Source organism: Cytobacillus kochii (assembly GCF_044790165.1).
GTDB classification, from domain to species: Bacteria; Bacillota; Bacilli; order Bacillales; family Cytobacillaceae; genus Cytobacillus; species Cytobacillus kochii.
Genome location: NZ_CP085254.1, coordinates 678,478 through 702,938, shown reverse-complemented (window position 1 = coordinate 702,938; position 24,461 = coordinate 678,478). Strand labels below are relative to the sequence as shown.

Here is a 24,461-nt window from a genome sequence, read left to right as displayed (position 1 = left end):
ACTTGTTTACCCTCCTATAATCATTCATTCCTTTGTTATATAAGGGAAAACAGCTACAACGGTTGTCCCAGTTTCTGAGATTAGTAAATTTATACTCGTCGTCTCTTTCGAATAAAATAGATGCAATCTTGCCTTTATATTTTCAAGGCCTATACCCACTTCATTATAATCATCGATTGCTTGATTATTCGCGCTGTTCCAGACAGTAACTTGTATGGATTGTGAACACTTTTTAACTGTAACCTTTAAGAAGGCTTCACCTATATGTTTTTCAAAAGAGTGCTTAAAAGCATTTTCAACAAGGGTTTGAATTAAAAAAGGGATAATTAATGCTTGATGAACATCTTCATCCGCTTCAATCTCATAAAAAAGGCGATCCCTAAACCTTGTCTTTTGAATTTCGAGATAATATTTAATATAAGTAAGTTCATCATTAACCGTAATATTGTTGGTGTTGGTTTGATATTTAAATTTCAATAGTTTAGAAAACGTTTCAATTGAATAGACTAATTCTTTTTTTCTATCTAACCTTGCTAAACTTAATATCGAGTTAAGCGTATTAAATAAGAAATGGGGTTGAATTTCTTGGTTAAGCTGGTTATATAAGGCCATTTGTAATTCTCTTTCAATAGCGATTTCTTTCTTCTCTTTCTCTATTAAATCGATTCTTTTCTCAAAGATAAACAAAAAAAGTAAGGTGAAAGCGCCAATTAATGGTGCTAATACACAGAGAATAATATAAATAGAGAAACTTTCTAGGGATATCACTTTCCCACTCCTTTATGTAAGAGAAGGGGGAGTCATGCACTCCCTTCAGCGCGTAGACATAGAAATATCGAAATTTCAGTTGGAATTGAGCAGTATACTCTAGTTCCCTTTTTGAGAAGCTCGATCCTTGAACCGCTAAAAACATGAGGTTAGCCTCCGAAAATGCGATAACCTACTCTTTCAATTAATGATTGCGTTTGTTTACCGCTTAGATCAAAGGGTAGACTCCCTTTATTGATATTTTATATTCTTGTAAATATTTTGTATAGAGAAATTATTATCCCACTATATTTTTTCCACCATATGACAGCTCACAAAATGGCCTTTCTCCAACTCCCTTAACTCTGGCTCAGTTTCTTGACAAAGATCCGTAGCAAATGGGCATCTTGTATGAAAACGACATCCTTTTGGAGGATTAATAGGAGAAGGTACATCCCCTTTTAAAATGATGCGTTCATGCTTTATAGTAGGATCGGGTACAGGGATTGATGATAATAGTGCATGTGTATATGGATGCATCGGTTTATCGAACAGACTTTTTTTATCTGCGATTTCAACGATTTTTCCAAGGTACATAACCATTACCCGGTCAGATACATGTCTAACAACGCTTAAATCATGTGAGATGAATAGAAAAGTTAAATTAAACTGTCTTTGTAATTGTTTTAATAAATTTAATATCTGCGCTTGTATAGAGACATCCAATGCGGAAACTGCTTCATCACAGATAATTAATTTAGGATGAACTGCGAGCGCTCTAGCAATGCCAATACGCTGTCTTTGGCCACCGCTAAATTCGTGTGGGTATCGTTCCAATGATTCTAACGGTAGACCAACGTATTCTAATAGTTCTTTCATTCTTTCCGGCCTTTTCTCTTTTTCAACTGACTTCTGTGTAGCCATCGCTTCATTTAAGATTTGTTTTACTTTTTGTCTAGGGTTAAGTGATGCGAAGGGATCTTGAAAGATAACTTGTAAATCCCCACGTAACTTTCTCATGTCCTTCTTCTTAACAGTAAGGAGATTTTCTCCTCCAAAATAAATTTCTCCAGCTGATGGTTCATCTAGTCGTAGAATAGCTCGGCCAGTCGTTGACTTTCCACAACCCGATTCACCTACAATACTTAATGTTTCTCCCTCATACAGTTCAAATGAAATGCCATCAACTGCTTTTACCACCGTTTTCGGCTTAAACAAAGCATCATTTTTCACTGTAAAATGTTGTTTTAGATTATTTACCTGAAGGAGTACTTTTCGCTCAGCTATGCTTTTCATTTAGACACTCCTCCTCCCTCTTACTCTGATTATTCCAATTATCGGAGTATATCCAACATCTCACTTTTGTATCATCGCTAACTTCGAATAATTCAGGGTTTCTTTCAGAACAAATATCTTTACTATGAGGACATCTTGATGAAAAACGACAGCCCTTTGGCAGATTATATGGGCTAGGAATTGTACCTTCAATTGTTCTTAACTCCTCTACATCCTCAGTTATATTTGGCAAAGATGCTAATAATCCTTGTGTATACGGATGTTTAGGATTGGCAAATAACTCCTTAGAAGAGGTATGTTCTACAATATTCCCCGCATACATGACGACCACTTGATCACAGGTTTCTGCCACGACACCAAGATCGTGAGTAATCATAATCACACCCATCCCAAGCTGTTTTTGTAAGTTTTTTATTATTTCAAGAATTTGTGCCTGTATGGTTACATCTAAGGCAGTTGTTGGCTCATCAGCTATCAGTATTTCAGGGGAACAGGCAAGAGCCATCGCAATCATTACACGTTGACGCATCCCACCACTTAGTTGAAAAGGTTCCTGCTTGGCTCTTTTTTCCGGTGAGGGAATGCCTACTAAACGAAGCATCTCGACCGATTTTTCCCAAGCTGCTTTTTTCCCTAAATTTTGATGTAATCGAATAGCCTCAGCAATTTGCTCGCCAACAGGTATAACCGGATTTAAGGATGTCATCGGCTCTTGGAATATCATTGAAATATCATTGCCTCTTACCTTCCTCATTTCACTTTCTGGTAACTTAACTAAATCTTTTCCTTTAAATAAGATAGATCCTCCAGAAATTTTTCCTGATGGGGAGGGAATGAGACGAAGAATCGAAAGAGAAGTCATGCTTTTTCCACACCCAGACTCTCCTACTATTCCAAGTGTTTCTCCTTTATTCAGAACGAAATCAATGCCATCAACCGGTTTGCTAGTTCCTTTTTTCGTAGTAAAATAGGTCTTTAATCCCTTCACTTCGAGTATAGGTATCTCTTTTTCCGCCATATTTGCGCACCCCATTTTTAATTTAAATCTATACGTTTATTAAATAATCTATAGAAAATATCAACCAATAGATTCACAATCACAAAAATAAGTGACGCGACTAGAACCCCGCCTTGAACCATTGGTAAATCTCTCATTCGTATCGCATCCACAATCATTCTCCCTAGTCCATTAATAGCAAAGATGGACTCAACTAACACCGTGCCGCCTAGTAAAGCACCAAACTGTAAACCTACGACTGTGATTACCGGTATAAGGGCATTCCTTAAAGCATGTTTGAATATGATGATTGTTTCTTTGATTCCTTTCGCTCGTGCAGTACGTATATAATCTTGGCCTATAACTTCTAACATACTAGACCTTGTCATTCGTGCTACAATGGCTGCGCCCCCTACTCCTAGGGTAATGGCCGGCAGGATGATATGAAGAGGGCTATCCCAACCTGCTACAGGGAGAATTTGTAGCTTTACGGAAAAGAAATACATTAACATTAACCCCAACCAAAAACTCGGTAATGATATGCCTAATAAAGCAATTAACATGACCCCTATGTCTTGTAAAGAGTATGGTTTTATAGCTGCAATGATCCCAGCAGCCATACCGAGGAAAATGGTTATAAGAATACTAACAAAAGCTAATTCCATTGTTATTGGAAGCCTTACTAATATCTCGTCTAATACAGGTTGACTACTTTTTAATGAAGTACCGAAGTCTCCCTTTAACAGACTTGTTATATAGTCAAAGTATTGAATAATGAGGGGTTGATTCAGTCCTAGCTGCTCTCTTAACGCCTCAATCGTCTCCTTAGACGCTCCTTCTCCAGCTAGAATAACAGCTGGGTCTCCAGGTACTAGCTGCATGATAAAGAATACAACAAAAGTGACACCAATAATGACCGGGATTGTTTGGAACAATCGCCTAAAAATAAACATTGCCATTTTCAAAACCTCCTATTATTAGTTTTTCATTCTAGGATCTAACGCATCTCGTAAACCATCACCAAAAATATTAAATCCTAGAACCAAAATTGAGATGGCCAGGCCAGGAAAAAGGGCAATATATGGAGCTGAGAATAAAAAATCACGCCCACTACTTAACATTGTGCCCCATTCAGGAGATGGAGGCTGTGCACCTAATCCAAGGAAGGACAACCCTGCTGCTGAGAGAATTGCTGTGGCTAATCTTAAAGTCCCTTGGATAATAATAGGAGATAGAATATTAGGCAAAATATGTTTAAAAATAATGACGAAATCATTTGCACCTAGTGAACGAACGGCATCGATGTATTCCAGTTTTTTCACCTCTAGAGTGGATCCACGTACAATTCGAGCAAATAATGGAACTGAAAATGCCCCTACTGCAACGGTTACATTAATTAAGCTTGGTCCCAATGCAGCTATAATCGCTAAAGCAAGTAAAATCCCTGGAAAAGCGAGTAAAATATCCATCACTCTCATAATGATAGAATCCACCCATTTTCCATAATAGCCAGCGATTAATCCGCACATTATGCCAAATAATGCGCCAAAAGCTACTGCTGCAAACCCTACGCCCATTGATAAACGACTACCATATAAAAGGCGGCTTAAAATATCTCTACCTTTATCATCAGTCCCCATCCAATGATCAGCAGAAGGAGGAATAAATTTGTTATCCAAGTTAATTGCATATGGATCATAAGGTGCGAGTAAAGGAGCAAATAACGCAATCAAAAGATAGAAAATAATAATCATTGCACCTATCATTGCTGCTTTATTGCTAAGAAGTATGGCTAATGCATTTTTTATCTGTGATTCCTTTGGTTTGTTTAAAACTTGAGACACTGAATGATTAAGCTCGGATTTTACTTCAATAGACATTGCATCTTCCTCCTGTAATATTTATGAATGGATAGTATGGTCGTTTCCAACAGTAAGTCCCCCTTAGAATTGAAGAATAATCATGTGAATAAAATTATCAAATTTAAATAGAAAGTAAATAATTTTCAGAATATTGATGAAGAAAATGAAAAAAGAAGTAAATATAATATAAATATTTTAAAAAATCATCCTCTATAATGCAGATAAGCATTAAATTTAATGTAAACATTCACTTAAGAAAAGAAAGAAGGGAAAGTATGGTTGAAAGGTTGCAAAAGAAAAACATCTTAATAGGATTCATCGTATTAGTATTAACTCTTTTCACAGCATGTTCAACACAATCTAATAGTGAGAGTGCAAATGCGGAAAACGAAGATACAGCAAAAGAAGGAGGTACACTTTCAGTAGTCCGCTTATCAGATGCAACAAAGCTTGACCCTCATTTCATTACAGATATACCTTCTGCTAATATTACTTATCAAAAGGTGTATGAAACACTCGTAGTCCCTGATAAGGATTTTAAAATACAGCCTCTTTTAGCAACAGAGTGGGAAGTAATAAATGAGACAACTTGGGAATTTAAGCTTCGGGAGGGAGTAAAGTTTCACGATGGAACGCCATTTAATGCGGAAGCTGTGAAAACAACATTTGATAGGTTGCTAGATCCTAAAACAGAATCCCCGCAAAGGGAAAAGCTAAGTATGATAAATGAAGTAAAAATCGTAGATGATTACACTGTGCAATTGTTATTAGACTATCCATACGCACCCTTACTCTCTATTTTAGCTAGCCAAGAGGGAAGTATAATAAGTCCAAAAGTATTAAAAGAAAATCCAGATCAATTAATGGACCATCCAGTAGGTACTGGACCTTTTCTATTTGAACATTGGAAGTCAGGGCAAGAAATCTCATTAAACAAAAATAAAGATTACTGGGGAGAAAAACCTAGTCTGGATCGTGTCGTCTTTAAAGTTGTGCCAGAGGATGCTACTAGATTAGCCATGATTGAAACAGGAGAGGCACACATAAATGATCAAGTACCCGTAACTGAACTTGACCGTATTGTGGCATCAGATAGCATGGGGCTATATCGGACGGAGGGCCTTGCTGTAGAATATATAGGCTTTAATACTTCTAAAAAACCATTAGACGATATTAGGGTAAGAAAAGCCATTAGCCATGCAATTGAAAGGGACTCAATCATAAAAGGTGTTTATAATGATGTCGGGACACTCGCCAACTCGGCAATGAGCCCTAAAGTATTTGGATATAGCGAAAATGTTGCTCCATTTGATTACGACCTTAATGAAGCAAAAAAATTATTAAAAGAAGCTGGTTTTGAAGATAACCTTAACTTAACACTACTTACGAATGACAGAAAAGAAAGAATCAACATGGCTGAGGTGATCCAATCTCAATTAAAGGGAATAGGTGTAAATATAGAAATTCAAGTAATGGAATACGGTTCGTATATTGATACAATTGATAAATCTGACCATGATTTATTTATCGGCGGATGGGGTAATGCTACCGGTGATGGTGATTATAATCAATACAACTTATTCCACTCGGATTCTCAAGGTTCACCAGGTAACCACTTCTATTACAGTAACCCGGATGTAGATCAATTGATTGAAGCAGCACGACAAGAAACAAATAATGATAAACGATTAGCGTTGTATGAAGAAGCTATGGAAATAGAACTAGATGAGGCTGTATATGTACCTATCCGTAATTACGAGCATCTAGCAGTTCACAGTAAAACTGTTAGTGGTATGTGGTTAAATGCGGCCAACTATTTAATGATTAATGAAGTGAAGCTAAAATAAAATCTTATATTATAACGGGGTTAACTAGCTAAAAAACTCTATTTCCCCTTTAAAAACTCTTTAGGAGGTACAAAATGACAATTCAATGGTTATTAAATGTAAAACTAGAGAAGTCTTTTGACATAGAAGATGGTGAAATCCGAGGGACAAAAACGGAATTATGTCATTTAAAAATAGAGGATGGCACGATTACTGAAATAACGAATCAGTTACCCGAAACTCATGAATTGAGCATAGATGGACAGGGGTATTTGTTATTACCCTCATTAAGAGATATGCATATCCATATTGACAAAACATACTATGGGGGTCCATGGAAAGCATGTACACCTATAACTAATGGCATCTTTACAAGATTGGATGAAGAAAAAAAGTTATTACCAAAGTTGCTACCAACAGCACAAGAACGTGCTGAAAAAATGATTGAACTATATATAGCAAATGGGCATACACATATACGCACACATTGTAATATTGATCCTGTCATTGGTTTACAAAACTTGGAGGCAACGGTAAATGCCTTAAAAAAATATGAAGATGTACTTTCTTATGATATTGTCGCTTTCCCTCAACATGGATTGCTAAGAAGTGATTCTGTGCAACTAGTTAAAGATGCCATGAGAAATGGCGCTACATTGGTTGGTGGCGTTGACCCTGCAACTGTCGACCGTAATATTGAAAAGTCATTATATACTATATTTGATATTGCAAATGAAAATAATAAAGGTGTAGACATTCACCTCCATGATCCGAACTCATTAGGTGCTTTTACCTTTGAAAGAATGGCATATTATACTGAACAAACAGGGTTGAAAGGAAAAGCTACGATAAGTCATGGCATTGCGCTAGGGGACTTAGATGAAAGTAAACTAACCGACATAGGCGAACAATTAAAGGAACAGGAGATTGATATTACTACAACAATTCCAATTAATAGACCAACTATTCCCGTTCCACTATTAGATAAGATGGGCATTACTGTTTCAGTAGGACATGATAGTATTACTGATCATTGGTCGCCTTTTGGAACAGGTGATACTATTCAAAAACTTTCTATTTTAGCAGAGCGATTTAAAATGAGTGACGAACATTCATTATCAACAGCTTTAAAATATGGTACAGGTGGGATTAAACCGTTAAATGCAGACGGTGAAAGAGTGTGGCCTAAAGTAGGCGATGAGGCAACGATGATGTTAGTGGATTCATCATGTTCCGCTGAAGCCATAGCTAGAAGAGGTGCCATCAAATCACTTTTCTTTAAAGGAAAAAAGGTAGAAAGCAAGCTAGGGTCAGAGCAAACTATATAATCGAAAGGGGTTATATCGTGAAAAAGAAATTTTGGCTAACAAATGTATTGCTAGAAGTAGGATATGTTGGAGATGAAAATAACACATATACCACCAAAACAGACTTATACCATTTAAAAATTGTTGATGGAAAAATTGTTGAGAAAAAAGAAAAAAAGGATAAAATTTCTCCTGAAGAGAATCAAATTGATTGTAAGGGTCTTCTGGCCATACCTAGCTTAAAAGAAATGCATAATCATTTAGATAAAACATACCTATCGCTAGATTGGAAGGCTTGTACACCTGCCAAAAACTTAGAAGAACGGTTGCGCCTTGAAGCAATGGAATTAGAGGAACTCTCAACTACAGTTAAACAACGAGCTTCTAAAATGATTGAACTTATACTTTCTAAAGGTTCCACACATATTCGCACTCATGTAAATATTGACCCGTACATTGGTTTAAAGAATTTAGAAGGCGTATACGAAGCGCTTGATAGCTATTCTGATCAACTAACCTATGATATTGTCGCTTTTCCGCAACATGGATTATTAAAAGGGGACGTCATTCCTTTAATGAAAGAAGCCTTAAATTCTGGTGCTACACTTATTGGGGGGTTAGATCCAGCTGGAATAGATAAAAACATTGAGCAATCATTATTCGAGGTAATGAATTTAGCGACCGAATTTGATGTTGATATCGATATCCATCTCCATGATGGTGGGCATGTAGGCTATTATACGATTGACAAGTTAGCTGAGATGGTCGAAGAAGCAAAATGGCATAATCGTGTAGCAATTAGCCATGCTTTCTGTCTAGGCGAAGTTCCTTTACAACAAGCTGAGCATATGAGTGATCAATTAAGCGATTTGGGGATCTCAATTATGTCCACCATTCCTATCACAAAATCACTACCACCTATTGCATTACTGGATAAAAAAGGCGTGAATGTTCATCTTGGTTGTGATGGATTTTATGATTCATGGGGTCCGTTTGGTAACGGAGATGTTCTGGAAAAGGTAACGAGGTATTGCGAGACTTATAGAAAGAGTGATGAAATCTCACTCAGCCAATCTTTAAAATATGCAACTGGTGGGATCACACCATTAAATAAAGCTGGGGAACATCAATGGCCAAATGTAGGTGATGAGGCCAGCCTAGTTTTAGTCAACGCATCCTGTACTGCTGAGGCAGTAGCGAGAACAAGTGAGAGGAAAGCGGTACTCAATAAGGGGAATTTCACCCAAATCCAACAGCATAAATCTTTTATTACTACTTAAATATTAGCTAAAAGCTAGAAGAGATGGTATCTCTACTTAGCTTTTAGCTTATTTTAGTTTGGTGAATATGAGTGACAAGGTCCATCAATTCTCTCTTTCTCACCAAATAGACGATTATAGACCACCAGGTTGTCATTCTTAAACACTCTATCAATTTATTCCCCTAAATGTCTCGACACCCCCATCGATCACTTCTTAAAACTAAAAGATTAATCGTGCGATTCCACATGTATAAACTTACGATTTTACAAGTAATAAAGTTATTGAATGTCTCTCCATTTAATTATGGTTCATCTAAACGAAAAAAAAATCCATATCTCTGGTATAGTACGAAATTGTACTTCTGTATCGTATTAGCTTTTATTGAACGGTCTTACTTACTGTCTTATTGGTCATTAAATGAGCACAAATAATTTCCGCATAATTAACAACAAGATACTCCACTTTCTTTTTGGGGAATATCGGCAGATTCAAACAATTTTTGCAATCTGATTCAAAGGCACTAATATTTTTCTGACTATCCCTCTTCTTTAGCTCAAGGGTTCTTTAAGTATTCTATTTCGAAACATATAGAGTTTTTTTGCCATTTCTACTCAGAAATCACCATTACATATTTCTTCTTAACTACCGGAGAACTTCAATCCTTTATCAAAAAAGAGGTAACAATTTCTCGACTCGGTGTTATAAATTCATTATTCATAGTAATTTTCATCATCGTTAAACCTTGTATCGTCGCAAAATAGAAAAGCGCCATTTCCATGGGATCTCCCTTTTTAAATTGATCTAATATCTGACCTTTTTCAATTAATCGGGCAGTTTGATTGAACATAGCTTTACTCTGCATATTAAGCTGCTGTATTTGAGGAGACAGATTCTCTATTGTTGAGGATTGGTTCATAAGCATTTGAAAATAGGCATACTCATCATCATTATCTAAATCATTTAATATTTCCAATGTTAATTGAAGAATTAACTCAACTGGGGATTCATTGCTTTGAAACTTTTTTATAATTCTTTTTAACCCTTCCACAGCGTAAGTAACTAATTCATTAAATAAGTCTTCTTTCTTTTTATAATGACGATACATTAACCCAATGCTAATTCCCGCTTCTTCTGCAATATCCTTCACACCTGTAGCAGCAAATCCTTTCTTCGCAAAAAGCTTTATTGCTGCAGTGTGGATTTTATTTTTTGTCGCAATCCTCATTGCCTCATATTGCTCTTCTGATCTAGGCAATCTTCTTCTCCCCTTCTTGACCATTCTGTTTCCTGATAATAAGTGCTTTAATCTTTCACATATTTCAAAGACAAAAGATGATGAATACCATTTTTCTTAGATATTTTTTCTGGCATAGACTTTCTCTTGTATTCTTTAAAACCCAACTTTTCATATAACTGTATTGCCGGGATATTAGTATCTGCTACTTCGTCAATCACATAATCATCATATAATGTGTTATCAATGATATGATGAATGATTTGAGATGCCACACCTTGACCACGAAATTTCTGAGCGGTTCCAACAAACTCAATCGATCCAGTGTTTGTTGGTAAGTGTTCGTAAGGAGCTTCAAATTCCTTTTTCAAAAAAACACTGGCTATGCTTCCTTTAAAGAAACCTAAGTGCTTTCTCAACTCTTTTGAATTTAACCTCACAGAATTACTTTTTCTATCTGTACAAGCCGCAAAACCAGCAATTTCACCATTTACTATTGCTACATAAAATTGGTCTAAAACAAACATATGAGCAAAAGCATTGGCTATGATTTTTTTATCCTTTGAAAAATAACCAAGCCATTGCGTAAAGCCTTCCGCGAAGATTTCTCCCATCTGTTTTCTTACATTTAAATCAGTTTCAGCAGCAGGAATGATTTTAAGATTTTGACAAATCGCCCCCATAGAATAACACCCCTTTTTTAATGAGTGAATATATTTTCATTATAAAACAAAAAGGCTACATTGTGAATCCCATAATCTTGTGGATTTACGAAGCTTCGCCCCCTTTGGCTAACTCTTTTTCTAAAAGGGGGTTTTTGTCTTAAAAGATTATTCCGTTAAAGAGACAGATTCTTCTGGAATCTTGTATAATAAAATCAATAGTTTTTTTCAATTAAAGATAGAGGGTATAAAAATGGATAATGAAACCGCTAAAAATATTAGAGAAAGTTTAACGGCTGATTGTACAAAGTGCTTTGGACTTTGCTGCACAGCACTTAATATTGTAGCATCAAGTGATTTTCGGATTAACAAACCGGCAGGTACTCCTTGTAGGAATTTGCAGTCTGATTACAGTTGCCAAATTCATAGTCAGTTAAGCGATAAAGGATTCAAAGGCTGTACAGTATTTGATTGTTTGGGTGCTGGACAAGTCGTTTCTCAAGTTACTTTTAACGGTCAGAGTTGGCGAGAAAACCCTGACATTGGGGAGAAAATGTTTCAAGTGTTTCCCATCATGGAGCAAATTCATGAAATGATTGCCTACGTGGCAGAAGCTCTGTCTTACGATATACCGGATGATTTAGCTGAACAGTTGAGGAAACAGTTAAAGGAATTGCAGGATTTAACGAAGTTGGACGCAGATAATTTATTGTCACTTGATTTGGTGATTTACCGATTTTCTTTAAATGAACTGCTTACTTCAGCGAGTGATTTTGTTAGGAGAAATACCATTGATAAATTGCATGGTGATCGAAAAATTAGAGAGTTTGACCATGGAAGAGCTGATTGGATGGGCAAAAAATTAAAGGGAAAAGATTTAAGAGCAACTGATTTTAGGGGAGCCTATTTAATTGCTGCGGATATGAGAAATACGGATTTAGGGGCAGTCAATTTTATTGGTGCGGATTTGCGAGATGTTAATTTCAGTGGCGCTGATCTGTCAACCAGTATGTTTTTGACCCAAATGCAAATTAATTCGACCAAAGGTGATGTAAAGACCATATTACCCTCTCATATACATCGACCTTCTCATTGGATTAATTAATCTTGTTCATGTTTGTTTATTAACAGAGCCTTTTTGAAGATGGTTTTACTATCAGTCTTATTCAAGAAAATGGCGCTTTATCGGAAGAACACTACATAAATGATCAAACTTTTTTATAACAAATACTTCAAAAAAAAGCCCATTTTGATCAATCTTTATTTCAAAATAGGCTTTTTAAGTTAACGCAAAATATGGTTTTCGAGATATTTCTTGATCAAACTTTAATCTAAACCACCAGATATATTTTAATCTAGATACAGGCTTTCTATTTCAATATGTGTTTTAATAAAGTATTTGGTAACGGTTATACACTAAATTAACTTACTATTGTAGGTTCGACAATATCTTTTCTTCGATAAACGTTCAGAATAAGGCCTAGTAGTGCAGAGTAAACTAGCAACATGCTTCCTCCATAACTAATAAACGGCAGGGGTACTACCATAATTGGGACGATTCCAAGACCCATTAGAATGTTCCAACAGGCTGGAACAATAAATAATGCAGCCCCACCGATTACTAATAATCTGCCGAATAAATCCTTTGTTTTAAAAGCATTTAATGAAATCCGCAAAATAAATACAAAGAGAAGTAGACAAAGGAGCATTCCGAACGCCCAGCCTAGAGAATAGACGAGAAATGGGAATACCAAATCTGTATGTGCTTCAGCGAGCTTTAAATCATTGTAAAGTCCCTTGCCGAACCAACCAGCCTCTGAAAGGATATCTTTCAGTGGTATGAGGGTACCAGAGAGAAAGATATTAGGGAAATAAAGGATCATTGTACTAATGAAAATGATACCTATAAGCAAATTACTCACGGCTACTTTAATGGCAAATTGTTTATGAACATAAGAAAAAACATACATCGCTAATACGCAAAAAAAGTATATTATACTAAACATAAATTGTGGGACCATGATGTAGAGAAGGACTGGAGTCCAAAATAGGAATAATAGCATTCCTTGTTTTTTCCAATCCTTAAACTCATTGATTTTGGCAAAAATGCCGGCCCACGCTAAGAAAAATAAAAATAAGGATATAGCTGGACCATCAATCGTCATACCCCCGAAAGAAATCCATCTTTTTGCTCCGTTAACCTCCATGCCAACTAAAAAAGTTGTAAAAAAAAGGATTAAGCCACCTCCATAAAAATACATCCACAAATTTTTCAGTTTCCTGTAATCAAAGAATAGAAATCCTATGAGAGCAAGAATTGCAAGCACGAGCCAGACTACTTGTTTTTTCATTAAAGAAATGCTTGGTTCTGAAAAACCACCAATCAGTGGAAGAAAACTAATGCCTGCAAGAATAACAAATAAAACAATAAGGAGCCAATCCATTCTCGGTTTATGAAGATGATTCATGTTTTTACCAACGGTAGAGGGATCTCCCATTTCCTCCATTGCCTTTTTATCCGCATCCTTTATAGATACTCCTCTCTCTTGAAAGGATTGGCTGAGCTCTTCCATATGATCACTAAGCTCCTTTTTGATCATACTGTGAGCTTCCTTGGATTTCACTTGAGAGATGACTTTACTTAAATATTCCTCAAATTTGGAAGAACTCATAAAGAAGCCTCCTCAATTAAATAGTTCAGTGATGCGCATTGTTTAGAACCTCTATGCTCCCAAGAAGCTACATATTTTTTTCCTTTTGTAGTTAGAGAATAGTATTTCCTGTCTACAATCCATTTTGAAGTAATGATTTTCTTATTTTCAAGTAGATGTAAAAGGATATAAAGCTGGCCTTCATTGCCTTTGAAGCTAAGCTCATTTTTTCGAAATAGTTGGGTGGAAATATCATACCCATGCTTTGCTCCATCTTGCAGTGACTCTAATATATTTTTTAGGGTTTCTACTTTCCAGTAATGAAGTTCTAGGTGAGATTGTTTTCTACGGATTGTTTCTTTCACCGCATTTTTTCTCTCCTCGGAAAAAGAAAGACCTGCAAAATCTTTTTTTATAGAATTCTTTAAGTTATAGAATGGATCGTCCATGATTAAACCTCCTTTTTCATCTTGTTCTTTAATAATTCTCTGGCATGCTTTAATCTAGTTTTTAATGTATTACGATTGACACCCGTAATCTTGCTGATATTTGCTAATGAAAGCTCCTCGTAGTAATGTAAAAAGGCAACTTCCCTGTATTTTACTGGTAAATCCATCACAGCACTTGTTAAACTGTCCGCTACATTTTTTGAGATTATTTCCTCTTCCACATGTTTTGACTTGGATGGGATATGGTCCCAAATTTTATCGCTGAATTTTATTTTGCGATAATGCCAACTACGCAAGTAATCCTTACAATGATTAATGGCAATTCGATATAGCCATGTTTTTATTGATGACTTATGATTAAACTGACCTAGTTTTTCATAGCACTTAATAAATATCTCTTGCGTTAAATCCTCAGCTGTCGTTCGATTCTTCACATATGAAAAAACAAGATGCAGTACATCATCGCTGTAGTTATCCATTAATTGGCCGATAATTTGTTCAGTATTTTCTATGTCATTAACATTTATTGCTATTTTTTCATCAGCCATCTAAGCTTCACCCCTATCACCCATTTTAGACGAAGCAAGTATCATTTTGGTTTGGAAAAATTTAAGGGAAAGTAAAGGAAATATTTATGTTTAGGACATTCCACTCATACTGATATGTCCCAGCACTATTCGGTACATCAAATCTATCAATTTGGTCATCACCAACAGGATCGTCTTCCATTAACCTATAGCTCCACTTAAATCCAGGACCAGCATGTGGCTGAGATACCCAAACTCTAAAATTACCACCTCCAGAAGAAAATACAGCAGATTTATTTTTGAAAGTACTAGAACCAAGATAATCCCATTCACCAGCCCCATATGGAGATATACCAAATAATAGGGATTATCAGAAATCTGAGTAACAGTCTTATTAATTGTTGTATGGCCGTTTTCCCCATCACTCATACCGTCAGGTTTAGTTACTGGATCTCCTGTGTTTTCTATTGAAGTATCATCGGTTCCGCTTGCATTTACGTAACTAACAAATGTAAAGCTTAATACAAGCATACTAAAAACGTTATAACTGATTTCAAATCCCATCCATGCTTCAAAACAAAAAAAGGGCAGACCCATTAAGGTCTGCTCTTTCCCCTTTTTTGTAATAGCCTATTTCTTTTCGACCGTCACCCCTTCAAGAGGATATCTTTCATTTAAAGTTTTTACTATTGGGCGTTTTATGGAGGTTTTAATAAGAATGATAGAAGCAATCGATAATACACCATGATCAGGTAACCTGTCGATCTTGAAAACATTTCAATCAAAATGCCAATGATGACCGGCCCTAAAAACATTCCTGCAGAATATAAGCTTTGGAACAAGCCCATTCTTGTTGATTGTTTAATCTCTGGTATATTTTCAACAGCCCAGGAAGTGACGACTGTAAAGATTAGCCCGTAACCGAAGCCTTGAACTGCTTGTAATAGGAAAAGTATCGTTAAATTTTCAGCATAAGGGATTAATATGATGATGAACCCTTGTAAAGCTACTCCCAAGATCGCCGTATTCTTTAAACCGATTTTCTTATAAAAAACGGCTCCACATAATCCTGCGGCTAATCCATATATAATCAGGTGAGTGTTTGCCAACATGCCATCATTAATGGATTTGCCCCCAGATCACTTGCAACTAAAGGTGTGAAAGTATCCCTTGTTCCAATGGTGACCATCAAAGCAATCGTTGCCAAAACAGAAATAACCCAGATTTTTTTGTCGGTAATTTGCTCCCTATACAATGGAACTCCGTTGTACGAATATACCGACATTGTGGACTTTCGCTTTCAAATTCTGCATCGCCTTGCGTGTCTAAAGGCATTTTATGAGAACTATTTTCTAATAATGGGCATGAAGAAAAATTCATATAATAATTGTTGTTTTCAAAGTCCATAAAATGCACCGACAGGACCCTTACTGTTCCCATATTAGCCAAAGAAAAGGCTAAGCCAAAACTTTCATTTCCTATATAATAATCCCATTCCTTGATACTTTCGATAGGGGCGTTGATATTCTCTCAAGCAGCAAAGAGAAGAAGCGATTAATCGCTTATGAGTTAGAGTATAAAATATTTGTTCAATTTTTATAGCCGTTAAGTTCTTCTTGCTAAAGATAATTCATATTTGTTAGTCAGTGTAACTACAATATATGCAATTCCCCAATACATTAAAGCAGCTACAATAAACGCTTCAACATAATATGAGTTTGATGATGCAATAAGCCTAGCTTCAGCAAATATGTCAACTACAGTAATCATAAACCCTAATGAAATTGCCTTCATTACAACTAAAAATGTACTCCCAAACTCCGGTAATGCCTCCACAAGTGCCTGAGGAGTTATAATTCTAAGGAATGCTTGGAAAGGCGTATATCCTAATGATCGTGCAGCTTCTATTTGTCCATAACTTACCGAGAGAAATGAAGCTCTTATTGTTTCTGCTTGAAATGATGATACTGTTAGTGATACAGAAACTATAAGTATAACAACAGGTGACATATTATGAGGGTTATAATCTATGTTTAGTAAATTTGTAAAAAAGCTAACAATTCCAGGTAGGGAATAATACATTATAAAGATAAACACAATTAATGGTGTACCTCTCATAAATAACTTAAACAACATAACAATTTGCTTAAGTACAGGCACATTATATTCCTGAATTAATGCCATTACAGTACCCACTAAAATAGATAAGATAAATATAGTGACAGCTAGTGCAACAGTTTGTGGAACTACATTTAATATTCCAAAAAAGTTCTCAACTAAAATCTCAAAATTAAGCATTTACATCCCCCTTGCATTAAGTCCCGAATCCAACTTATATTTTCTTGTTTTCTTTTCAAATAGACGAACCATACCATCAGAAAGAAATGTAAAAATAATATAAATTATCGCAACGGTAATAAATACTTGTACCTGGTTCATTCCATACGATGCTGCTGCAATTAACTCTGCGCGTCCCATAATATCAGCGACACCTAGAGCAAAAACAAGTGAAGTATCATGTATTAAGTGGATCAAGGCGTTACCCCATCCAGGCAAAGCAACAGGTACAACTTGAGGAAGTATAATTCTAAAGAATTTTTTAGTTGGAGTATAACCAAAGCTATCTGCAGCTTCGTGTTGCCCCTTATCGACTGCTTTATATGCTGCTCTTAAAACTTCTGTAAGATAACCACCATGATATAATGTCAAAGCCAAAATAGCAGCAACAGTAGCACTTAGATTACTAGCATCAATACCAAAGTTTGCTAAAATTGGTGGTATTGCATAATAAACTATAAACAACTGAATAATGATTGGTACACTTCTTGTAAATGATGAAATTACTACAGTAAATTGCTTAAGTACAGGTATATTTTTTACGTTAATCATGGTAAGTAATGATCCAAGTAATAATCCTAATACAGCGGATACCACTAGAATAATTAAAGAAACATGAGTTACTTCTAACAATAAAGATAGTATTTCTAGTGTATTAGGTGCAACCATACCGATGATTCTCCCTTCATAAATAAATTTAATGCCCCTTTATAAGTAAATTCATTCTCTTTTCTTATAATGGGGCACAACCATCAGATTAATTAAAGTCTTTTATTTAGTCACTTCATATTGGAATATATCTTCTCCATAGTATTCTTCAGAAATCTCAGATAGTGTTCCGTCTTCTCCTAATTCTTTCAATGCTTGGTTAACCTCTTCAACTAGTTGTTCATTTTCTTCTGATTTATGAATCAGCATAATTGTTTCTCCTACAAAAATAGGATCGGTTCCTCTCACATTTAAACCAAGTTCTTCAATAACCTCATTTTGTCCCAAGTTAGCAGGACCAACAAAAGCATCATATTTACCAGAGTCTATTTCTTTTAGACGCTGAGCGTATGGAATATCACCACTAGATTCCTCAAGATCAAGTTTATGTTCAGGATTTTCCTCTTGCCAATCCAATACAACTTGTAATGTTCCTCCTCCAGCAGTAAAAGGTGTGATCTTCTTTCCAACTAGATCCTCAAGAGTTTCAATACCACTGTCTTCTCTAACATACATTTTTATTAGACTTCTTCCAGTTGGTTCTTCCGGTACATAAAATTGCTCTTTACGTTCAGGAGTCGGATAGAATCCACCAACATTAAGTTCGTATTTCCCTGTTTTTAGACCAGTTTCTTGAGCACTATCAGCTACTGCCTGAATATTAAATTCATATCCTTCTAATTTTTCATCTATCGCTCTTAATACACCCGGCTCATAACCTAGGATTTCACCATCTGGTGTTTGCCAGCTTAAATTCTTGGAAGTTGGAGGTGTAGTAACTTGTATAGTTCGTACCTCTTCACTTCCTGTATCATCTGCAACTGACTCCTCGTTACATGCTGCCAATATAAAAGTCATTCCTAAAGCTAATAAAGACATTGATATTTTTTTCATAAATACCCCCCCTTATTTATATTTTTATTGTGCAGCTTCCATCATTACAGCAGCTTCTTCATTATAATTTTTCAAGAATTGTTTTGTTCTTTCATTTTGTGAGTTCTCAAAAATTTGTTGGGGTGATCCTTCTTCAACAATTTTTCCCTTTTCCATAAATACAATTTTATTTGATACCTTTCGAGCAAAACTCATTTCATGAGTTACTAGGAGAATTGTTACACCAGTTTTTGCAACACTTTCGATAACTTTTAACACTTCAGCTATCAACTCCGGATCGAGTGAAGATGTTGGTTCATCAAATAAAATTACTTCTGGTTCAACAGCTAAAGCTCTTGCAATACTTACCCTTTGCTGTTGTCCTCCTGATAATCTAGAAGGATATTCATTTTCTTTCTCTAACAAACCTACTTTTTCTAACAAATCAATACTTTTTTCATAAGCTTCTTTTTTTGACTTTTTCTGAACTGCAATTTGGGCATCCATCACATTTTCTACTACTGTTTTATTTTTAAACAGATTAAATTGTTGAAAAACCATTGCAGTGTTACGTCTTAGCTGAAGTATTTCTTTTTTATTAATATTTTTAAAATCTACACTTACATCTGACAGTTGCATTTGACCTTCGTCGGGTTCAACTAGATAATTTATGCACTTTAATATAGTTGTTTTACCAGTACCACTTGGTCCTATAAAAGTGACAACGTCACCTTTGTTAACAGTTAAATCAACACCTTTTAAAACTTCTTTATCACCAAATGATACTTTCAAGTTTTGAATATTTAACATTTAGAAAACCCTCCCTTTATGAAATCCCTTTCAAATTACTATTGATTTTCCTTGAGAAAAGTTATTAATCAATACTTTAAAACCATGGGATATCAATGTATATATCTTTTCTTTATGATATATAACTCTTAAAATCAATTAAACTTTTTCAGTAAGCCCTCCATAACTGGATAGTTCTTCGAAAGTTATGTTCTCGAGATTAACACCCTCTTTTCTATAGTCCACTGTTGAAAGTAAAGATGTTATATTGATAAGTGAATCTGTGTAAGGTATCTCAATACCAGCTTTCTTAGCAATTTCTGAAATTGCCACTAAACCAAAAGGGATATCTTCGGTAAAGTATCTATGTTTAAAAGTAGTTGGACCTGCTCCCTCTGGGAATAAACCAGGTAACGCCTCATATAAAGTGGAATAACTAGTTCCATAAAAATCATTTAGAATAGTAAGAATATCTTTTGTTTCTACATGGAACAAATCAGCTATTTTCCTTCTTTCTTCATCAACTTTTTCAATGTATCTAACTATTAAAGGGGATATACCATCTGGATAAAATAGAAATTCTTGAGAATCATCAATCCTGCTGGCATTAAATAATGAAATTGGTACATGAATAACAACGTTTGAATTATTTAATGAAGTTTCAAATACATTTTTGGAAGGAACTAGATGTGGGAATCTATCTAAAAATTCTGGTGATAATGATGATGACTTTCCTTTTGAAGTAGCTAGTGTGCTTACTAAGACGTTATTTTTAATTCTTCTTACACTTACTGACCTTTCATCATCTGCATCACTAATGAAAGGCTGTGCGCTTGTTTCTGCAATAGTAATATTTTTAGCCTCAATATCTTCTCCAAGTATTTGTTTACATTCAACAGCCCCCCAATATCCGGGGATAAACACTATTGTCTGATTGTTCTTTAATAACGGTTTTAATTCTCTAATAATTGGTTTATGTCCATCTGCAGTAGTTGAAATAATAATAATTTCAGTATCCTGAATGACTTCCTTCATTGATGTGTGTACTTCTAAATTTATGTATCCAGAATAAACACCTTTTATTTCTAACCCATTCCTTGATATTCGTTCTGCTCTTTCTGCATTTCTTGTATATAATTTGACCTTTTCTTCATTTAAAGCTAGATAGCTAGCTATCCCTTGACCTGTATTACCCCCGCCTATCACTGCATATGTCATAGAAACACCCCTAGTTTTTTTATTTTTGATTAGTTGCTCTTACTTTCTAATTTGGTAGCGTCTTTATATTTTTCGAGAGCTTTAATCGCCACTTTCATTGCATCTATAACATGTTTTTCAATTTCTAATTCTGCGTTAATCTTATCTTTTTTAATCATGTAATTAAGTATGACCTCATGTTCATCAGATGAAGTCTTTATATCTACAAAGTGTTTATGAGCTAAATGTCTATATCTATTAATACGATCATTTAGTTGAAAAATAATGTTTACAACTGTTGTATTATCACTGATAGAGTATATAGCATTGTGAAACTTACCACCGAAATTCTCTGTATCTGTATAATTCTCTAATCTAGAGTTTAATTTCACCATTTTTGTAAGATATGATAAATACTCGATGTGTTCTTCTGTAAGATTATCGATTGCATCTCTGATTAGAATTCCTTCTAATTTACTACGCATTACAAATAATTCTTTACATTCTTTTATTGATATAGGAGAAACACTAAATGTTCCATTTGATTTACGAACAACTAGCTCTTCTACTTCAAGTCTTTGTAATGCTTCTCTAAGAGGTGTCCTGCTTATTGCCAATTCATTTCCTAATTCCTTATTCACAATAGGTTGTCCTGGTTCAAGTAAATATTTTATAATTTTTTCTTTAATCTGCTCATAAACAATATCTTTGGCTGAAATCCTACTCAAATTATTTTCCATAGTTTTAAAAATAATCACCACCCCTTTGTATAAGTTAATAATTGTATACAAATATTATAACATTAATTTTTCCGATTACAATAAATATTAATAATTTTCTGTAAATTTAATTTATTTATATTCTTCAAAACACTCTAGATGGTTTGAGGAACTAAAAATCTCTCTAAATGCTATTTATTTTCAATAGAAGATTACTTAATGGATTAAAGATTATCCCCTTTCATAATTTGTATATTTGGTTTATTCGAAAATTGTATTCTTACCTATATTGGAGTAAGTTCTTGCAAGTAATCATCGCAGTTATGCGGACTCCCCGTTTAAGAAGCGCAGCTTTGCATCACCGTATGGGGGTAAAAGCGAGGAATAAAACAACCCTTCGTGCAATCTACAAATATATGAAATTGAATGTATATTATATAATGTAACTGGTAATAAGAGTAGTGTATTACCCCTTTTAGCATTTGCTTTTATTTGAGCAAATGCTATTTTTTTTACGATATAAGCTTATTTTACCTCGGCGAATTAATATAGAAGGAAGTGCTGAAGACAGGAAAGAGAAATGGAATTATGTGTATATTCGATAGAAAAAAAAGAGAAAAGTCGTTTTCTCTTTTTTAAACTGGTGCCTAATTCAAGGACATAATAAAAAAAGAGTTAAGAAGCTAACAGATGATTTCTAAATTGTTTAGGGGTCATCTTTTTTAGATTCCATTGATATCGATAACGGTTATAATACACCATGTGATGATGATTTTGGAATTTAGTTCTATAAGGGGGTCTCGCCAACATTTCGGAAATTTTGTACGCTAAGCAAGTTTACATATAAAAATTGCCTGTAATGTGTACGCTAAGACATTTCCCAAAAAGGTAATTTCTCTAAATAAACGGTGCGTTGAATTTGGAAATGAGTTTTCGTGCTATAAATGAACAAATTTCAATGCTTGTAAGACCAAAATTAGGAATGCACCATAAACGAACGATATTGGAACATCCCTTTTATATCAATGGTTTTAGCCTTAACGTACAATATTTCCGTTTTGCTGTCTGTACCCCCCCTATACTTCAATAAAAAGGGTGCAATCTCCTTATTGAAGAAACGCCCCCGTTACTTTAAGTACATTTCTTCACAAACTTTTATTTAAAAGAAAAAGTTGCTTTTAGAACTATTTCCCGTTCCACAACTTTTACTTTATCCACATTTAATTATTCATTTCTTTGGGGTAAATAATGGATATTACCTTTTTGTTTTACCTGCTTGTTCCCCAAACTTCTTTCCGAACGCTTCCATCAGATCAATTATAGGAATGAATTCTTTCCCTTTTGAGGTTAATGAATACTCTACACGAGGAGGAACCTCTGGATAAACTTTACGATTTATTAAGCCATCTCTTTCTAATTCCCGAAGTTGCTTTGCAAGAGAGCCTTGTGAAATATCCCATAAAAAGGATTTAATTTCACTATAACGACGCTCTTTGTCCTTTAAATACCAAAGAATGATATATTTCCAACGTCCAGAGAGTATGTTCTGGGTATAGGCAATGCCATAAACTTCTCTTTGTTCCTTAATACACTCTTTGTCAAATCCTTCTTTACAAATCCTTGACCCTTTACACCTGCTTTCTACTGTTAAGTACAAAAAATGTACTACGGCAATTTTTATTGTCTACTTCAAAAAGATGAGAAATCATTTTATTCTAGTATATGTAGCAGAAATACTCAATACGTTTTTAATATCTAATAAATATAACCGTTTGATAAACATATTAGTGTGTAACTTAACGTGTTTCCTGAATATCGAGGGGTTTTTGGGGATTTGTATTCTGTGGTATCACTCTTATTACTACAAGAGTTTCCGTCATCTGAAGACATTCTAAAGGCCAGTGATGAATCTATCTCGAATAAGATCAAAGAATTATGTAAAAGCCGTTCAATCAGATGGACAAATGAAAAAGCCCTAAAACTAAAAGGTGCGGCAGCTCGTAATCCTTTTAAAAAAACAGTCTACCAGAGTCATATATTAAGCTTAGGTATGTACATTAACATTATTCTTCAATACAAAGAGCACCTATCAAGATTAGAGTCAGAGATAGACGCTCTCGCTAAAGAAATTGAAGAATATAATATTATCAAAACTATCCCCGGTATTGGAGAAAAAATCGCCGCCACGATTATTTCTGAAATCGGTGAGATAGATCGATTTAACCATCCTAAAAAGCTAGTAGCTTTCGCTGGTGTTGATCCTAGTGTATTTGAATCTGGTAAATTTAGAGCTACCCAGAACCGTATTACTAAAAGAGGATCAAGTAGACTTCGCCATGCCTTATATAAGGCAGTTCGTTGTGCCATTCGTGATTGTCGTAAGAAGAAAACCACAGATGAGATACTCTCTAGAAACAAAAGAATGCGGGAGTTTTACGATAAGAAACGCGAAGAAGGAAAGCCCTTAGGTCGCTGTCATCGCTTGTGTAAACAAGCTCTTACATTGGATTTTTGCCTTATTAAAAAACAGAACAACTCTCCAATATATAGCTTAATGTATATCTAACTAAATAAAACAAAACCTTCCAGCAAAAGCCTAACGAGGGTTATTTGGCATACACTTTTTTAGTATATCACCAATGATTTTATTTTTTTAGAGAAAAATATTGACAAACTATTAGCTGGTTTAGCACCATAGGGGTAGCGTCAGGAAAATGCCGATTTACAACGTTAAGGAAATTTCAATATCAAAAAGACTAATTTTTCAATTAAATCGCCTGATTGTTGAATATAATTTTTTTGTTGGACAGTATCCTTGTACTGCGTAGCAAATCCATAATAATTGTTGTTCCAGTAATCCTGTACAATACAAAAAAAGCCACGTTATTCAAGAAAAGTGCTCTTTAATGGAAGATCGTTCAACATCATTAAGGTCTTTCCTATTTACATAAGATATTCCAGAAAAGCATCCTAGGAAGTTTAAGAGAAATTATCCTCTTATGCCGTCTTTTGGGTTCC

General features: G+C 34.9%; 24 protein-coding genes and 2 pseudogenes. 5 read left to right on the top strand and 21 right to left on the bottom strand.

Annotated features, from left to right (window positions below; genetic code table 11):
- Positions 1-24: 24 nt before the first annotated feature.
- The 5 genes from LG276_RS03820 to LG276_RS03800 all read right to left on the bottom strand — a co-directional run bounded on the left by LG276_RS03820 (position 25) and on the right by LG276_RS03800 (position 4,920).
- Complete coding sequence (locus LG276_RS03820) at positions 25-768, bottom strand: sensor histidine kinase (protein ID WP_095370596.1); 744 nt, start codon at positions 766-768, stop codon at positions 25-27.
- Positions 769-1,053: 285 nt separating this feature from the next.
- Positions 1,054-2,043, bottom strand: coding sequence for an ABC transporter ATP-binding protein (locus LG276_RS03815; protein WP_095370597.1), 990 nt, complete (start codon positions 2,041-2,043; stop codon positions 1,054-1,056).
- Positions 2,027-3,061 carry an ABC transporter ATP-binding protein gene (locus LG276_RS03810; protein ID WP_251162830.1) on the bottom strand — a complete coding sequence of 345 codons (1,035 nt, stop codon included), beginning with the start codon at positions 3,059-3,061 and terminating at the stop codon, positions 2,027-2,029. The genes LG276_RS03815 and LG276_RS03810 overlap by 17 nt, the downstream gene beginning before the upstream one ends.
- A gap of 17 nt (positions 3,062-3,078) precedes the next feature.
- Entirely contained in the window at positions 3,079-3,999 is a 921-nt protein-coding gene (gene nikB / locus LG276_RS03805) for a nickel ABC transporter permease (protein ID WP_224939256.1), read from the bottom strand.
- Positions 4,000-4,017: 18 nt separating this feature from the next.
- Positions 4,018-4,920, bottom strand: a complete 903-nt coding sequence (locus LG276_RS03800) for an ABC transporter permease (protein WP_404293589.1) — start codon at positions 4,918-4,920, stop codon at positions 4,018-4,020.
- A 257-nt stretch (positions 4,921-5,177) separates the two neighbouring features.
- Here LG276_RS03800 and LG276_RS03795 point away from each other — a divergent pair, with 257 nt between their 5' ends.
- The 3 genes from LG276_RS03795 to LG276_RS03785 all read left to right on the top strand — a co-directional run bounded on the left by LG276_RS03795 (position 5,178) and on the right by LG276_RS03785 (position 9,315).
- Entirely contained in the window at positions 5,178-6,749 is a 1,572-nt protein-coding gene (locus LG276_RS03795; protein WP_095370600.1) for a glutathione ABC transporter substrate-binding protein, read from the top strand.
- 74 nt (positions 6,750-6,823) lie between these two features.
- The gene (locus tag LG276_RS03790; RefSeq protein WP_224939258.1) at positions 6,824-8,056 is read left to right on the top strand and encodes an amidohydrolase family protein; all 1,233 of its coding nucleotides are present in this window, start codon (positions 6,824-6,826) and stop codon (positions 8,054-8,056) included.
- Between the two features lie 17 nt (positions 8,057-8,073).
- Positions 8,074-9,315 carry an amidohydrolase gene (locus LG276_RS03785; RefSeq protein ID WP_224939259.1) on the top strand — a complete coding sequence of 414 codons (1,242 nt, stop codon included), beginning with the start codon at positions 8,074-8,076 and terminating at the stop codon, positions 9,313-9,315.
- A gap of 637 nt (positions 9,316-9,952) precedes the next feature.
- On the opposite strand, the gene LG276_RS03780 is transcribed toward LG276_RS03785, so the two are convergent.
- Positions 9,953-10,552 (bottom strand): TetR/AcrR family transcriptional regulator, encoded by a 600-nt coding sequence (locus tag LG276_RS03780; RefSeq protein ID WP_224938936.1) that lies wholly within the window; start codon positions 10,550-10,552, stop codon positions 9,953-9,955.
- Positions 10,553-10,599: 47 nt separating this feature from the next.
- Positions 10,600-11,214, bottom strand: a complete 615-nt coding sequence (locus LG276_RS03775; protein WP_251162831.1) for an N-acetyltransferase — start codon at positions 11,212-11,214, stop codon at positions 10,600-10,602.
- A gap of 232 nt (positions 11,215-11,446) precedes the next feature.
- Between LG276_RS03775 and LG276_RS03770 the strand changes: the two genes are divergently transcribed.
- On the top strand, positions 11,447-12,298 hold the full coding sequence (locus LG276_RS03770; RefSeq protein ID WP_251162832.1) for a pentapeptide repeat-containing protein: 852 nt from the start codon (positions 11,447-11,449) through the stop codon (positions 12,296-12,298).
- A gap of 316 nt (positions 12,299-12,614) precedes the next feature.
- Here LG276_RS03770 and LG276_RS03765 read toward each other — a convergent pair whose 3' ends face one another.
- From LG276_RS03765 to LG276_RS03700, 14 genes and pseudogenes are all read right to left on the bottom strand, one after another.
- Positions 12,615-13,865, bottom strand: a complete 1,251-nt coding sequence (locus tag LG276_RS03765) for an FtsW/RodA/SpoVE family cell cycle protein (protein WP_251162833.1) — start codon at positions 13,863-13,865, stop codon at positions 12,615-12,617.
- Positions 13,862-14,293, bottom strand: a complete 432-nt coding sequence (locus tag LG276_RS03760; RefSeq protein WP_404293583.1) for a PadR family transcriptional regulator — start codon at positions 14,291-14,293, stop codon at positions 13,862-13,864. Before LG276_RS03760 ends, LG276_RS03765 begins: the two co-directional genes overlap by 4 nt.
- 2 nt (positions 14,294-14,295) lie before the next feature.
- Positions 14,296-14,841: a sigma-70 family RNA polymerase sigma factor gene (locus LG276_RS03755; RefSeq protein ID WP_404293581.1), complete on the bottom strand. Its 546-nt coding sequence runs from the start codon at positions 14,839-14,841 to the stop codon at positions 14,296-14,298.
- A gap of 180 nt (positions 14,842-15,021) precedes the next feature.
- The gene (locus LG276_RS03750; RefSeq protein WP_404293578.1) at positions 15,022-15,417 is read right to left on the bottom strand and encodes a hypothetical protein; all 396 of its coding nucleotides are present in this window, start codon (positions 15,415-15,417) and stop codon (positions 15,022-15,024) included.
- A gap of 101 nt (positions 15,418-15,518) precedes the next feature.
- Entirely contained in the window at positions 15,519-15,929 is a 411-nt protein-coding gene (locus tag LG276_RS03745) for an MFS transporter (RefSeq protein ID WP_404293575.1), read from the bottom strand.
- 79 nt (positions 15,930-16,008) lie between these two features.
- Entirely contained in the window at positions 16,009-16,302 is a 294-nt protein-coding gene (locus tag LG276_RS03740) for a hypothetical protein (protein WP_404294380.1), read from the bottom strand.
- A 123-nt stretch (positions 16,303-16,425) separates the two neighbouring features.
- Positions 16,426-17,118, bottom strand: coding sequence for an amino acid ABC transporter permease (locus tag LG276_RS03735; RefSeq protein WP_404293573.1), 693 nt, complete (start codon positions 17,116-17,118; stop codon positions 16,426-16,428).
- Positions 17,119-17,826, bottom strand: coding sequence for an amino acid ABC transporter permease (locus LG276_RS03730; RefSeq protein WP_404293570.1), 708 nt, complete (start codon positions 17,824-17,826; stop codon positions 17,119-17,121).
- 102 nt (positions 17,827-17,928) lie between these two features.
- Complete coding sequence (locus LG276_RS03725; RefSeq protein ID WP_404293567.1) at positions 17,929-18,759, bottom strand: transporter substrate-binding domain-containing protein; 831 nt, start codon at positions 18,757-18,759, stop codon at positions 17,929-17,931.
- A gap of 24 nt (positions 18,760-18,783) precedes the next feature.
- Positions 18,784-19,548 (bottom strand): amino acid ABC transporter ATP-binding protein, encoded by a 765-nt coding sequence (locus LG276_RS03720; RefSeq protein WP_404293564.1) that lies wholly within the window; start codon positions 19,546-19,548, stop codon positions 18,784-18,786.
- A 138-nt stretch (positions 19,549-19,686) separates the two neighbouring features.
- Entirely contained in the window at positions 19,687-20,745 is a 1,059-nt protein-coding gene (locus tag LG276_RS03715; protein WP_404293561.1) for an NAD/NADP octopine/nopaline dehydrogenase family protein, read from the bottom strand.
- 29 nt (positions 20,746-20,774) lie between these two features.
- On the bottom strand, positions 20,775-21,464 hold the full coding sequence (locus LG276_RS03710) for a GntR family transcriptional regulator (protein ID WP_404293559.1): 690 nt from the start codon (positions 21,462-21,464) through the stop codon (positions 20,775-20,777).
- A gap of 654 nt (positions 21,465-22,118) precedes the next feature.
- Positions 22,119-22,208 (bottom strand): annotated as a pseudogene (locus tag LG276_RS03705) (IS3 family transposase); the annotation flags it as partial.
- A gap of 490 nt (positions 22,209-22,698) precedes the next feature.
- A complete protein-coding gene (locus LG276_RS03700) occupies positions 22,699-23,100 on the bottom strand; it encodes a winged helix-turn-helix transcriptional regulator (RefSeq protein ID WP_404293556.1) in 402 nt (133 codons plus the stop codon).
- Between the two features lie 144 nt (positions 23,101-23,244).
- On the opposite strand from LG276_RS03700, the pseudogene LG276_RS03695 reads away from it, so the two are divergent.
- Positions 23,245-23,998: pseudogene (locus LG276_RS03695) on the top strand (IS110 family transposase); the annotation flags it as partial.
- Positions 23,999-24,461: the final 463 nt, after the last annotated feature.

What these genes read in the sequence shown, in the direction of transcription:
- LG276_RS03815 (WP_095370597.1), bottom strand. Translation starts at nt 2,043, where the DNA reads ATGAAAAGCATAGCTGAGCGAAAAGTACTCCTTCAGGTAAATAATCTA.
- LG276_RS03810 (WP_251162830.1), bottom strand. Translation starts at nt 3,061, where the DNA reads ATGGCGGAAAAAGAGATACCTATACTCGAAGTGAAGGGATTAAAGACC.
- nikB (WP_224939256.1), bottom strand. Translation starts at nt 3,999, where the DNA reads ATGGCAATGTTTATTTTTAGGCGATTGTTCCAAACAATCCCGGTCATT.
- LG276_RS03800 (WP_404293589.1), bottom strand. Translation starts at nt 4,920, where the DNA reads ATGTCTATTGAAGTAAAATCCGAGCTTAATCATTCAGTGTCTCAAGTT.
- LG276_RS03795 (WP_095370600.1), top strand. Translation starts at nt 5,178, where the DNA reads ATGGTTGAAAGGTTGCAAAAGAAAAACATCTTAATAGGATTCATCGTA.
- LG276_RS03790 (WP_224939258.1), top strand. Translation starts at nt 6,824, where the DNA reads ATGACAATTCAATGGTTATTAAATGTAAAACTAGAGAAGTCTTTTGAC.
- LG276_RS03775 (WP_251162831.1), bottom strand. Translation starts at nt 11,214, where the DNA reads ATGGGGGCGATTTGTCAAAATCTTAAAATCATTCCTGCTGCTGAAACT.
- LG276_RS03770 (WP_251162832.1), top strand. Translation starts at nt 11,447, where the DNA reads ATGGATAATGAAACCGCTAAAAATATTAGAGAAAGTTTAACGGCTGAT.
- LG276_RS03765 (WP_251162833.1), bottom strand. Translation starts at nt 13,865, where the DNA reads ATGAGTTCTTCCAAATTTGAGGAATATTTAAGTAAAGTCATCTCTCAA.
- LG276_RS03760 (WP_404293583.1), bottom strand. Translation starts at nt 14,293, where the DNA reads ATGGACGATCCATTCTATAACTTAAAGAATTCTATAAAAAAAGATTTT.
- LG276_RS03755 (WP_404293581.1), bottom strand. Translation starts at nt 14,841, where the DNA reads ATGGCTGATGAAAAAATAGCAATAAATGTTAATGACATAGAAAATACT.
- LG276_RS03750 (WP_404293578.1), bottom strand. Translation starts at nt 15,417, where the DNA reads ATGGGTCTGCCCTTTTTTTGTTTTGAAGCATGGATGGGATTTGAAATC.
- LG276_RS03735 (WP_404293573.1), bottom strand. Translation starts at nt 17,118, where the DNA reads ATGCTTAATTTTGAGATTTTAGTTGAGAACTTTTTTGGAATATTAAAT.
- LG276_RS03730 (WP_404293570.1), bottom strand. Translation starts at nt 17,826, where the DNA reads ATGGTTGCACCTAATACACTAGAAATACTATCTTTATTGTTAGAAGTA.
- LG276_RS03725 (WP_404293567.1), bottom strand. Translation starts at nt 18,759, where the DNA reads ATGAAAAAAATATCAATGTCTTTATTAGCTTTAGGAATGACTTTTATA.
- LG276_RS03720 (WP_404293564.1), bottom strand. Translation starts at nt 19,548, where the DNA reads ATGTTAAATATTCAAAACTTGAAAGTATCATTTGGTGATAAAGAAGTT.
- LG276_RS03715 (WP_404293561.1), bottom strand. Translation starts at nt 20,745, where the DNA reads ATGACATATGCAGTGATAGGCGGGGGTAATACAGGTCAAGGGATAGCT.
- LG276_RS03710 (WP_404293559.1), bottom strand. Translation starts at nt 21,464, where the DNA reads ATGGAAAATAATTTGAGTAGGATTTCAGCCAAAGATATTGTTTATGAG.